The organism is Burkholderia arboris, from assembly GCF_038723655.1.
In the GTDB taxonomy this organism is placed as follows: Bacteria; Pseudomonadota; Gammaproteobacteria; order Burkholderiales; family Burkholderiaceae; genus Burkholderia; species Burkholderia arboris.
This window is the reverse complement of record NZ_CP109821.1, coordinates 2,997,316-3,009,410: the sequence shown is the minus strand read 5'-3', so window position 1 is coordinate 3,009,410 and position 12,095 is coordinate 2,997,316. Positions and strand designations below refer to the sequence as shown.

Annotated in this window: 11 protein-coding genes; 7 read left to right on the top strand and 4 right to left on the bottom strand. The window is 69.5% G+C overall.

The genetic code is table 11. The features are described 5' to 3' along the window. The first annotated feature begins 219 nt into the window (after nt 1-219). The 3 genes from OHZ10_RS14140 (at nt 220) to fghA (ending at nt 3,853) form a co-directional block, all read left to right on the top strand. Nucleotides 220-1,656: a xylulokinase gene (locus tag OHZ10_RS14140; protein ID WP_342702808.1), complete on the top strand. Its 1,437-nt coding sequence runs from the start codon at nt 220-222 to the stop codon at nt 1,654-1,656. Nucleotides 1,657-1,881: 225 nt separating this feature from the next. Beyond that, on the top strand, nt 1,882-2,988 hold the full coding sequence (locus OHZ10_RS14135) for an S-(hydroxymethyl)glutathione dehydrogenase/class III alcohol dehydrogenase (RefSeq protein WP_011353045.1): 1,107 nt from the start codon (nt 1,882-1,884) through the stop codon (nt 2,986-2,988). Between the two features lie 16 nt (nt 2,989-3,004). After that, nucleotides 3,005-3,853, top strand: a complete 849-nt coding sequence (gene fghA / locus OHZ10_RS14130; protein ID WP_342702807.1) for an S-formylglutathione hydrolase — start codon at nt 3,005-3,007, stop codon at nt 3,851-3,853. 129 nt (nt 3,854-3,982) lie between these two features. Here fghA and OHZ10_RS14125 read toward each other — a convergent pair whose 3' ends face one another. The 4 genes from OHZ10_RS14125 to OHZ10_RS14110 are packed head-to-tail and all read right to left on the bottom strand — an operon-like array spanning nt 3,983 to nt 7,085. Further along, nucleotides 3,983-4,765 carry a metal ABC transporter permease gene (locus tag OHZ10_RS14125; protein ID WP_342702806.1) on the bottom strand — a complete coding sequence of 261 codons (783 nt, stop codon included), beginning with the start codon at nt 4,763-4,765 and terminating at the stop codon, nt 3,983-3,985. Beyond that, on the bottom strand, nt 4,758-5,648 hold the full coding sequence (locus OHZ10_RS14120; RefSeq protein ID WP_059233327.1) for an ABC transporter ATP-binding protein: 891 nt from the start codon (nt 5,646-5,648) through the stop codon (nt 4,758-4,760). Before OHZ10_RS14120 ends, OHZ10_RS14125 begins: the two co-directional genes overlap by 8 nt. A gap of 14 nt (nt 5,649-5,662) precedes the next feature. Next, on the bottom strand, nt 5,663-6,577 hold the full coding sequence (locus tag OHZ10_RS14115) for a metal ABC transporter solute-binding protein (RefSeq protein ID WP_174994294.1): 915 nt from the start codon (nt 6,575-6,577) through the stop codon (nt 5,663-5,665). 46 nt (nt 6,578-6,623) lie between these two features. Beyond that, nucleotides 6,624-7,085 (bottom strand): Fur family transcriptional regulator, encoded by a 462-nt coding sequence (locus OHZ10_RS14110; protein WP_011546084.1) that lies wholly within the window; start codon nt 7,083-7,085, stop codon nt 6,624-6,626. 329 nt (nt 7,086-7,414) lie between these two features. Between OHZ10_RS14110 and OHZ10_RS14105 the strand changes: the two genes are divergently transcribed. The 4 genes from OHZ10_RS14105 to OHZ10_RS14090 all read left to right on the top strand — a co-directional run bounded on the left by OHZ10_RS14105 (nt 7,415) and on the right by OHZ10_RS14090 (nt 11,983). Continuing rightward, nucleotides 7,415-8,191: an L-iditol 2-dehydrogenase gene (locus OHZ10_RS14105; protein WP_059233329.1), complete on the top strand. Its 777-nt coding sequence runs from the start codon at nt 7,415-7,417 to the stop codon at nt 8,189-8,191. 96 nt (nt 8,192-8,287) lie between these two features. Further along, complete coding sequence (locus OHZ10_RS14100; protein ID WP_256085233.1) at nt 8,288-9,244, top strand: sugar kinase; 957 nt, start codon at nt 8,288-8,290, stop codon at nt 9,242-9,244. Then, nucleotides 9,232-10,596 (top strand): D-tagatose-bisphosphate aldolase, class II, non-catalytic subunit, encoded by a 1,365-nt coding sequence (locus OHZ10_RS14095; protein ID WP_174994292.1) that lies wholly within the window; start codon nt 9,232-9,234, stop codon nt 10,594-10,596. Before OHZ10_RS14100 ends, OHZ10_RS14095 begins: the two co-directional genes overlap by 13 nt. Nucleotides 10,597-10,657: 61 nt before the next feature. Beyond that, a complete protein-coding gene (locus OHZ10_RS14090) occupies nt 10,658-11,983 on the top strand; it encodes an ABC transporter substrate-binding protein (RefSeq protein ID WP_256085231.1) in 1,326 nt (441 codons plus the stop codon). The last annotated feature ends 112 nt before the right edge of the window (nt 11,984-12,095 follow it).

Below are 12,095 nucleotides of genomic sequence, written 5' to 3'. Positions count from 1 at the left end.
TTATGGTGTGTATCGGGCGATGCGCATAGTGGCAAAAAGGGGTGTCGAAAAATCGCGCCGGGTTAACCCGCGAACGGCCGCTTTTGCTCGCAAGGTGCAGCCCGGTGAAACCCGGCGGCCGGCCGTACTTTCGACGCGTCCGCGTGGTGGCAAAAACCGGGGCGCACATCGCGATCCCGTTATCATCGAGATCCGTTCATACGAATTTGCCTATCCGTCATGCGCCTGCTCGGAATCGACCTCGGCACCGGCTCCGTCAAACTCGTCACGCTCGATGCCGATGGTGTCGAGCGGGCAGTCGCGAGCGAACCTTATGCGCTGTCGGCACCGCAGCCCGGCTGGGCCGAGATCGCGCCCGACGCGTGGTGGCAGGCGCTCGTGCGCGCAGCCGCGCGGCTGCCGGCCGGCGAGCGCGCGCAGGTCGCGGCGATCGGTTTCTCGGGCCAGATGCACGGCGCCGTGCTGATCGACGCGGCCGGGCAGCCGGTGCGGCCCGCGCTGCTGTGGCCCGACACGCGCGCGGTGCGCGAAGCGGACACGGCCGCCTGGCCCGTCGCACCGAATCCCGTCGCGCCCGGCATGGCTGGCCCGCTGTTGCGCTGGCTGGCCGCGCACGAACCCGATGCGCTGCGCACCGCGCGCTGGGCCGTGCAGCCGAAGGACTGGCTGCGCATCGCGCTCGGCGGCGACGTCGCGGCCGATCCGAGCGACGCGTGCGCGACCGCGCTTGCGACACCCGATGGCGCGTGGGATTTCGCGTTGATCGACGCGCTCGGCCTGCCGGCCGACCGCTTCGCGCCGGTGATGGCGTCGACTGCGCGCTGCGGCACGCTCGGCGCGCAGGCTGCCGCCGCGCTCGGGCTGCCTGCCGGCGTGCCGCTTGCGACGGGCGCGGCCGACACCGCCTGCGCGGCACTCGGCAGCGGGCTGCTCGCCGCAGGCGACGCACTGCTGACGACCGGCAGCGGCGGCCAGATCGTCGTGCTCGCGGATGCGCTGCCGCCCGCGCGGCGCGGACTGCATCGCTATCGCACCGCGGCCGGCGGCGGCTATTACACGATGGCCGCGATGCAGAACGTCGGGCTTGCGCTCGAAGCCGTGCGCGGCTGGCTCGGCTATGCGGGATGGGCCGACGCGTATGACGATGCATTTGCGCAGCCGGCGTCGGAACGGCTGTGCTTCCTGCCGTACCTGACGGGCGAGCGTTCGCCGTGGATGAACCCCGATGCGCGCGGCGGCTGGCTCGGCCTCGGGCTCGGCGATACGCGCGGCGCGATGATGCGCGCCGCGTTCGAAGGCGTCGCGTTCGCGTTGCGCGCGGGGCTCGATGCGATCCGCGATGCCGAGCGCGGCGACCCGGTGGCGACGCTGCGTCTCGCGGGCGGCGGCTCGGTCGATCCGCGCTGGCGCCAGTTGCTCGCCGACGCGCTCGGCGCGTCGCTGTACGCGATCGATTGCCCGAATGCCGCGACGCGCGGCGCAGCGTTGCTCGCGGGCGTCGCGATCGGGCACTGGCGCGAAGACGCGTTGCGCGCGCTGGCGCCGGCCGCGTCGCCGGTCGCCGCGCCGCGCGACGACCGCCTGCTGGCCGCGCGCCACGCGCGCTTCATCGATCTGTACGCGCGCACGGATGCATGGTTCACGGCGGGCGTTTAAACTCGAACACTTGTTCTTTTGCGTCAGCGATGACGCATCGTGGCAAGCCGGCGGCCGTTTCCCGCACGCGGTGCGTGGCGGGACCGGCCATCATGGCGAGCACGGGATGCTTTCTTCGTGTCGCGCGCGATGCCGCGCGGCACGGCTTCGACAGCTTTGCATGGAACCCGGCGGGCGCCGAAACGCGCGTGCGGGCCGACCTCACAGACACACAGGAGTGACACGATGAAAACGAAAGCCGCGATTGCATGGAAGGCGGGTGCGCCGCTGACGATCGAGGAAGTCGATCTCGAAGGGCCGCGCGCAGGCGAAGTGCTGATCGAAGTGAAGGCGACGGGCATCTGCCACACCGACTACTACACGCTGTCGGGCGCCGATCCGGAAGGGATCTTCCCGGCGATCCTCGGCCATGAAGGCGCGGGCGTGGTGGTCGACGTCGGCCCCGGCGTCGGCACCTTGCGCAAGGGCGATCACGTGATTCCGCTCTACACGCCCGAATGCCGCGAGTGCAAGTTCTGCCTGTCGCGCAAGACCAACCTGTGCCAGAAGATCCGCGCGACGCAGGGCAAGGGCCTGATGCCCGACGCGACGTCGCGCTTCTCGCTCGACGGCAAGCCGCTGTTCCACTACATGGGCACGTCGACGTTCTCGAACTACATCGTGGTGCCGGAAATCGCGGTCGCGAAGGTGCGCGAGGACGCGCCGTTCGACAAGATCTGCTACATCGGCTGCGGCGTGACGACGGGCGTCGGCGCGGTCGTGTATTCGGCGAAGGTCGAGGCGGGCGCGAACGTCGTCGTGTTCGGCCTCGGCGGGATCGGCCTGAACGTGATCCAGGGCGCGAAGATGGTCGGTGCGGACAAGATCATCGGCGTCGACATCAATCCGAAGCGCGTCGAGCTCGCGAAGAAGTTCGGGATGACGCACTTCATCAACCCGAACGAAGTCGAGAACGTCGTCGACCACATCGTGCAACTGACCGACGGCGGCGCCGACTACTCGTTCGAGTGCGTCGGCAACGTGAAGCTGATGCGCCAGGCGCTCGAGTGCACGCACAAGGGCTGGGGCCAGTCGTTCATCATCGGCGTGGCGGCAGCGGGCGAGGAAATCAGCACGCGTCCGTTCCAGCTGGTGACGGGCCGCGAGTGGAAGGGCTCGGCGTTCGGCGGCGCGCGCGGCCGTACCGACGTGCCGAAGATCGTCGACTGGTACATGGAAGGCAAGATCAACATCGACGACCTGATCACGCATACGCTGCCGCTCGAGCGAATCAACGAAGGCTTCGACCTGATGAAGGCCGGCGAGTCGATCCGTTCGGTCGTGCTGTACTGACCGGGAGCGCATCGCCATGCTCGAACTCGTTTCCTCGCATGCGTGCCACGGCGGCGAGCAGCGCTTCTACCGTCACGATTCGGCGGCCATCGGCCTGCCGATGAAGTTCTCGGTGTACCTGCCGCCGCAGGCGGCGCACGGCCGCGTGCCGGCGCTGTTCTATCTCGCGGGGCTCACGTGCACCGACGAGACGTTCGCGATCAAGGGCGGCGCGCAGCAATACGCGGCGCAGCACGGCATCGCACTCGTGATGCCCGACACGAGCCCGCGCGGTGCGGGCGTGCCGGGCGAGACCGAGGCATGGGATTTCGGCGTCGGCGCGGGCTTCTACGTCGATGCGACCGAGGCACCGTGGTCCACGCATTACCGGATGGAATCGTACGTGACGGGCGAACTGCGCGAGCTTGTTGCGGCCGAGTTGCCGATCGACGGTGCGCGGCTCGGCATCTTCGGTCACTCGATGGGCGGGCATGGCGCGCTGACCCTCGCGCTGCGTCATCCGGTCCTGTACCGGTCGGTGTCGGCGTTCGCGCCGATCGCCGCGCCGACGCGCTGCCCGTGGGGCGAGAAGGCGTTCTCGGGTTACCTCGGCGACGATCGCGACGCATGGAAGGCGCACGACGCGAGCGAACTCGTCGCGCGCGCCGATGCGCCGAAGTTCGCGGACGGCATCCTCGTCGACCAGGGGCTGGCCGATCAATTCCTCGCGAACCAGCTGAATCCCGACGTGTTCGAGGCCGCGTGCGCGAAGGCCGGCCAGCCGCTGACGCTGCGCCGTCATCCGGGCTACGACCACGGTTACTACTTCATCTCGACGTTCATCGCCGATCACCTCGCGCATCACGCGCGGGTGCTGGCCCGGTGAGCGGGAAGGGACGCAGATAACGCGTACGGCGTTCTGCGCGAACTCGCGGACGCATGAAAAAACGCCGGCGCTGCCCTCGGGCACGCCGGCGTTTTCATTTGCGTCGGGCGGCGATCCGTCGGGCGGCGATCAGTTGCGCCGCAACAGGCTCGCGCCGTACACGAGTGCCGACAGCGCGGTGATCCAGAAGCTGGTCGGCCAGTCGGTGTGATAGGCGAGCACGATGCCGGCCCACGCCTCGAACAGCGCGAACAGCGCGGCGAGCAGCACGCCCATCGACAGCCGCGTCGACACGTTCTGCGCGGCCGCAGCCGGCCCGACCAGCAGCGTGAACACGAGCAGCACGCCGACGATCTGCGTCGCCGCGGCCACCGCGAGGGCGCACACCGCGAGGAACAGCATCGACACCGTGCGCAACGACACGCCCTTGGCTTCGGCCAGTTCCGGCTGCAGCGATGCAAACAAGAGCGGCCGTGCGATCAGCGCGAGCGCCGCGAGGCTCACCGCGCCGATGCCCGCGAGCACCGCGAGCGTGTCGTGGCTGACCGCGAGCACGTTGCCGAACAGCAGCGCGGTGACCTGCGTTGCGAACGACGTATAGAAATGCAGGAACAGCAGGCCGAAGCCGAGCGCGCCCGACAGGATCACGCCGATCGCGACGTCGCGGCCCGCGAGCTTTTCGCCGAGCGCACCCATCCCGATCCCGGCCGCGAGCGTGAAGCCGACCATCCCCCAGATCGGCGAGATGCCGAGCAGCACCGCGCCCGTCGCGCCCGTGAAGCCGACGTGCGACAGCGCATGGCCCGCGAAGGTCTGCCCGCGCAGCACCAGGAAGTAGCCGACGATGCCCGCGAGCACCGCGACGATGCCCGACGCCGCGAAGGCGTTGATCATGAAGTCGTATTCAAACATCGTGCGAATGCCCGGGATGAGCGTGTCCGTGGTGGTGATGGCCGTGGCCGCCGCCACCGCCGTGCGAGTGACCGTCGTCGTCCTCGTGTTCGTGGTCGTGCTTCTCGATCTCGACGTCGCCCGACATCACGAAGATCTTGCCGTTCACGCGCATCACGTCGATCGGCGACCCGTAGAGCCGCGACAGCACGGGCTTCGTGATCACCTCGTCGACGGTGCCGAGCGCCGCGACGCCGTTGCCGAGATACAGCACGCGGTCGAGCGCGTTCAGCAGCGGATTCAGTTCGTGCGCGGAGAACAGCACGGTGATGCCGAGCTCGCGCTGCACGTTGCGCACGAGTTCGACGACGCCGCGCTGGTGGTTCGGGTCGAGGCTGATCAGCGGCTCGTCGAGCAGCAGCAGCTTCGGATTGCCGAGCAGGCACTGTGCGAGCAGCAGGCGCTGGCGCTCGCCGCCCGACAGTTCCGACAGCGGCCGGCGCGCGAGCGACGGGCCGCCGACGAGATCGAGCACGCGATCGACGTCGCGGCGCGTGGCCGCGTTCGTGTGCGGCAGCCCCCAGCGGTGGCCGTCGGCGGCCATCGCGACGAAGTCGTAGCCGCGCATCCGGCGGTTCGCGAGGCCGCTCCTGATCTGCGGCATGTAGCCGATCGACGGGTTGCCGCGCACGACCGGCACGCCGCCGACGGACAGCGTGCCGGCCGACACGGGCACGAGGCCGAGCACCGCGCGCATCAGCGTCGTCTTGCCCGCGCCGTTCGGCCCGAGCACGCCGACGAATTCGCCGGGTTCGATCGAGAAGCTGACATCGCGCAGGATCGTGCGTCCGCCCAGTTCGAGCGTGACGCGATCGACGGCGAGTGCGTGGGGAGTGTCGGTCATGTCGTTACGGTTGTTTATTGCTTGCCGGCCGACAGCGCGTTGCCGAGCGCGTCGAGCTGGCCGGCCATCCATTGCTGGAAGGTCTTGCCGGCCGGCTGCGTCTCGGTGACGCTGACGGTCGGCACGCCGCCGTCGCGCGCGATCTTCAGCATGCGCCTGGTCATCGGTTCTTCGGCCTGGCTGTTGTAGATCAGCACGCGCACCTGCTTCTTGCGCAGGTCGTTCTCGAACGCGGCGACGTCCTGCGCGCTGGCTTCGGTGTCGTTCATCGTCGCGAGCTGGAAGCGCTGGTTGCGCATGTCGAGACCGATCGCGTCGGACATGTAGCCGAACACGGGCTCGGTGGCCGTCACCGGCACGCCCTTGTACTTCGCGCGCAGCGCGGCGACCTTGTCGTCGACGGGCTTCAGCGACGCGACGAACTTCTGCAGGTTCGCGTCGTACTCGGCCTTGTTCGCCGGGTCGGCACGGCCGAGCTCGGCCGCGATCGCGCGCGCGGCGGCCGGCATCGTCGCCGGGTCGTACCACAGGTGCGGGTTGTCGCCGGCCTTCTTGCCGACCAGGTTGGCGACGACGATCGTCGCGCGCTTCGCCTGCTTCGACGCGCCGAGCAGCTTGCCCATCCACGGATCGTAGTCGGCGCCGTTGTAGATCACGACCTGCGCGTGCTGGAGCGCGCGGGCCGTCTTCGGGCTCGCTTCGAACAGGTGCGGATCCTGGTCGGGATTGCTGAGGATGCTCGTGACCGCGACGTGGCTGCCGCCGATCTGCGTCGCGACGTCGCCGTAGAAATTCTCGGCGGCGACGACGTTGACGGTCGCGGCCTGCGCGAACGCGGGCGCCGCGAGCGACAGCGCGGCAACGGCGGCGGCGAGCCAGCGGACAGGCGACAGGGCACGCCGCGGCGCGCGCTTCAGGGCAATGGACATGGAACTCCTCGTGGGAAGGGGCGGCGCGTGGCCGCGCGATTCGGCGTCAGCGTTGCGCGGGCTTGCGCTTGCAGTGCCCGCACAGGCCGCTCAGCTCGACGACCTGGTGGTGGACTTCGAAACCGTGCGCGGGCTCGCTCGCGGACAGCTGCTTCGCGAGGTCGCCGCCGGGAATCTCGACGGTGTCGCCGCACGAATCGCAGATCAGGAACTGGCCTTCGTGCGGCACGCCGATCTCGCAGCACGCGAAGAACGCGTTCTTCGATTCGATCCGGTGGATGAAGCCGTGCTCGACGAGGAAATCCAGCGCGCGATAGACGGTCGTCGGCGGCACGCGGCCGCGCTGCGGTTCGAGTTCGGCGAGCAGGTCGTACGCGCCGATCGGGCGCTGCGCGGCCAGCACGCGTTCGTAGACCTGGCGGCGCAGCGGCGTCCACGCGAGCCCGTGCTCGGCGGCGAATGCGTCGGCCCGGGACAGCCGGGCGTCAATGGACGATGAGGTAGCCATGGCGTGAAGCAGGGCGATGAAACACAGTATGGCGATGATATAACGTATCGCCGCGCCGTGCAGCGCGATTTCCCCTTTCCGTCCTCGCTTCGTCCCCTTCATCGCCGGTCCCACTGCGCCGCACCGCGCGCCCCGCGCCTTGCCGGGCGTACGCATCGGGCCGCCGTCGTGCGCCGCCGTGCCGCAGCGCGTCATAGAAAGCCGTCACGTCGTCTTGACAGCGCGAATCGCGTATCCGATCATTCGATCAACAACAGAGCAATTGATCGGTCAGAGAGCGTTCGCTCACCTCGTGACCGTCGTACAGCAGAACGAACCGGAGACAGCCAGTGAGACTGGAAGACAAGGTCGCGATCCTGACGGGCGCCGCAAGCGGCATCGGCGAGGCGGTCGCGCAACGCTATCTGGACGAGGGCGCGCGCTGCGTGCTCGTCGACGTGAAGCCGGCAGGCGGCTCGCTCGCGCGGCTGATCGAGGCGAACCCCGGCCGCGCGGTGGCCGTCACCGCGGACGTCACGCGCCGCGACGACATCGAGCGGATCGTCGCGACGGCGGTCGAGCGCTTCGGCGGCGTCGACATCCTGTTCAACAATGCGGCGCTGTTCGACATGCGCCCGATCCTCGACGAATCGTGGGACGTGTTCGACCGGCTGTTCTCGGTCAACGTGAAGGGGCTGTTCTTCCTGATGCAGGCCGTCGCGCAGCGGATGGTCGAGCAGGGGCGCGGCGGCAAGATCGTCAACATGTCGTCGCAGGCGGGCCGTCGCGGCGAGTCACTCGTTTCGCACTACTGCGCGACCAAGGCCGCGGTGATCAGCTATACGCAGTCGGCCGCGCTCGCGCTCGCGCCGCACCGGATCAACGTGAACGGGATCGCGCCGGGCGTCGTCGACACGCCGATGTGGGAGCAGGTCGATGCGCTGTTCGCGCGCTACGAGAACCGTCCGCTCGGCGAGAAGAAGCGGCTCGTCGGCGAAGCCGTGCCGCTCGGCCGCATGGGCGTGCCGGGCGACCTGACGGGCGCCGCGCTGTTCCTCGCGTCGGCCGACGCCGATTACGTCACCGCCCAGACGTTGAACGTCGACGGCGGCAACTGGATGAGCTGACGTGGCGCCGCTCGCACGCGCCACCCGCCGGCCGGCCCGCGACGCTGCGGCATCGCCGCGCGCCGCGGCCGCCGTCGTACCAGGAGGGGCCGCCTGATGGCCGAGATCGTCGTCGCAGGCGAACTGCTCGCCGAATTCGTCGCCGCCGAGCGCGGCCAGGGCTTCGATACACCGGGCCTGTTCGCAGGACCGTTCCCGAGCGGTGCGCCGGCGATCTTCGCCGACCAGGCCGCGCGGCTCGGCGCGCGCGTCGCGTATGCGGGCTGCGTGGGCCGCGACGCGTTCGGCGATGCGATCGTCGCGCGGCTCGAACGCGACGGCGTCGACGTCGCGCGCATCCGCCGCGTCGCGCGCCCGACCGGCACCGCGTTCGTCGCGTATCGCGACGACGGCTCGCGCAGCTTCGTGTTCACGCTGTCCACCAGCGCGGCCGCGTGCGTCGATGCATCCGACGTCGATAGCGCAATGTTCGACGGCTGCCGCTACTTCCACGTGATGGGCTCGTCGCTGACGAGCGAATCGGCGATCGCGGCCGTGCAGCGCGGCGTGATCGAGGCTGCGCGTGCCGGCGCGAAGGTGTCGTTCGATCCGAACGTGCGGCCCGAGATGCTGGGTTTCCGCCCGATGCGCGCGGCGCTCGACCAGATGCTCGCCGCATGCCATCTGTTCCTGCCGAGCGAGGCCGACCTGCCGTTCTTCTGCGGGCCGCAGCCGGCCGAGCGCGCGATCGCAGGTTTGCTCGCGACGCATCCGCTGCTCGAGCGCGTCGTGCTGAAACGCGGCGCGCAAGGCAGCGTCGCGTTCGACCGCGCGAGCCGCGTCGACGCACCGGCCTTTCCGGTCGACGAAACCGACCCGACCGGCGCCGGCGACTGCTTCGGCGGCACGCTGGTCGCAGGCCTCGTCGCGGGCGTGCCGATCGAGGTCGCACTGCGCCGCGCGAACGCGGCCGGCGCGATCGCGGTCACGCGGCGCGGCCCGATGGAAGGCAACAGCAGTGCGGCCGAGATCGACCGCTTCCTGACCGAACGAGGTATCGCATGTCCGGCCTGACGACCCTTGCCGAACGCCCGCGCCATGCGCACGCGGACGCCGTGCTGCGGATGATCTTCGACGCGAACCGCGCGGACGCGCAGCGCGGCATCTATTCGATCTGCAGCGCGCACCGGCTCGTGCTGGAGGCCGCGTGCGAAGCCGCGCGCGCGGACGGCTCGCCGCTGCTGATCGAGGCGACCTGCAACCAGGTGAACCACCTCGGCGGCTATACGAGCATGACGCCGGCCGATTTCCGCCGCGACGTCGACGCGATCGCCGCGCGCTGCGGGCTTGCGCCGTCGGCGCTCGTGCTCGGCGGCGACCATCTCGGCCCGAACCCGTGGCGGCACCGTCGTGCGGCCGACGCGATGCGCGAGGCCGTCGCGATGGTCGCCGCGTATGTCGAGGCCGGCTTCGAAAAGATCCACCTCGATGCGAGCATGGCGTGCGCGGACGATCCCGAGCGGCTCGACGACCGGACGATCGCCGCGCGCGCGGCCGAGCTGTGCCGCGCGGCGGAAGATGCCGCCCGGCGCGCCGGCACGGCGCCCGTCTACGTGATCGGCACCGAGGTCCCGACGCCGGGCGGCGAAGTCAGCGGCGATGCGGGCGATGAAGCGGGCAGCGATGCGATCGCGCAAATCGCGGTCACGCGCAGCGACAGCATCGACGCGACGCTCGACGCGCACCGCCGCGCATTCGCGGCGGCCGGGCTCGACGACGCATGGACGCGCGTCGTCGCGATCGTCGCGCAGCCGGGCGTCGATTTCGACGATCGCCACGTGCTCGACTACGACAGTGCCAAGGCAGCGTCGCTTGGGGCGAGTATCCTGCATACGCCACGCCTCGTGTTCGAGGCACATTCGACCGATTACCAGACCGAAGATGCGCTCGCCGCGCTCGTGCGCGACCACTTCGCGGTGTTGAAGGTCGGCCCCGCGCTGACGTTCGCGCTGCGCGAGGCCCTGTTTGCGCTGACCTTCATCGAGGAGGCGCTGATCGACGACGTCGCGCAGCGCTCGCGGTTGCGCGACGTCGTCGATGCCGCGATGCGTGCGCAGCCCGAACACTGGGCGCCGTACTACCGCGGCGACGAGAGCGCGCAGCGGCTCGCGCGCCAGTTCAGCTACAGCGACCGCATCCGCTACTACTGGCTGCAGCCGGCCGTCGCGGCCGCGGTGGAGCAACTGTTCGGCAACCTCGCGCGGCAGCCGGTGCCCGAGACGCTCGTCGCGCAGTGGCTGCCGGATGTCTACGCGGCATGCCGCGCGGGCGGGCTCGCGAAAGAGCCGCGCGCGTGGGTGCGCCACCGGATACGCGACGTGATCGCGCACTATGCGCGCGCGTGCGGCATGCAGCGGCCGGCATGACGGGCCGCGAAGGAAACGACGCAACACCGACGACACTTCGAACAAACACAGGAGACATGCCATGCAACGAAAGATGCTCGACGCCGCCGCACGCTGCTTCGCCGGAGCCGCGCTCGCGACGGCGGCCTGCGCCGCGTCCGCCGGCACGCTGACGATCGCGACGCTGAACAACCCCGACATGATCGAGCTGAAGAAGCTGTCGCCGGCATTCGAGAAGGCGAACCCGGACATCAAGCTGAACTGGGTGATCCTCGAGGAGAACGTGCTGCGCCAGCGCGCGACGACCGACATCACGACCGGCAGCGGCCAGTTCGACGTGATGGCGATCGGCACCTACGAGACGCCGCAGTGGGGCAAGCGCGGCTGGCTCGCGCCGATCACGGGCCTGCCGGCCGATTACGACCTGAACGACATCGTGAAGACCGCGCGTGACAGCCTGTCGTACAACGGCCAGCTCTATGCGCTGCCGTTCTACGTCGAAAGCTCGATGACGTTCTACCGCAAGGACCTGTTCGCGGCGAAGGGGCTGAAGATGCCCGACCAGCCGACCTACGAGCAGATCGCCGACTTCGCGGACAAGCTCACCGACAAGGCGAAGGGCACCTACGGGATCTGCCTGCGCGGCAAGGCCGGCTGGGGCGAGAACATGGCGTACGTGTCGACGGTCGTGAACACGTTCGGCGGGCGCTGGTTCGACGAGAACTGGAACGCGCAGCTCACGTCGCCCGAATGGAAGAAGGCGATCACGTTCTACGTGAACCTGCTGAAGAAGGACGGCCCGCCGGGAGCGAGCTCGAACGGTTTCAACGAGAACCTGACGCTGACCGCATCGGGCAAGTGCGCGATGTGGATCGATGCGACGGTCGCGGCCGGCATGCTCTACAACAAGCAGCAGTCGCAGGTGGCCGACAAGATCGGCTTCGCGGCCGCGCCGGTGGCGGCCACACCGAAGGGTTCGCACTGGCTGTGGGCATGGGCGCTGGCCGTGCCGAAGACGTCGAAGCAGCAGGACGCCGCGCGCAAGTTCATCGCGTGGGCGACGTCGAAGCAGTACATCGAGATGGCCGGCAAGGACGAAGGCTGGGCATCGGTGCCGCCGGGCACGCGCACGTCGACGTATCAGCGCCCCGAGTACAAGGCCGCCGCGCCGTTCTCGGACTTCGTGCTGAAGGCGATCGAGACGGCCGACCCGAACGATCCGTCGCTGAAGAAGGTGCCGTACACGGGCGTGCAGTACGTCGGGATTCCTGAATTCCAGTCGTTCGGCACGGTGGTCGGCCAGTCGATCGCCGGTGCGGTCGCGGGCCAGATGACGGTCGACCAGGCGCTCGCCGCCGGGCAGGCCGCGGCCGACCGCGCAGTGCGGCAGGCCGGCTACAAGAAGTAACGCTCAAGCAGTCACGCGGCCCGCAGCGTGCGCCGTTGCACACGCTGCGGGCCGGCGAAGCTGAAAGGCGGGCAGGTCGTTCGCGCCCGCGCATCAACCGGAGGGACTCCGA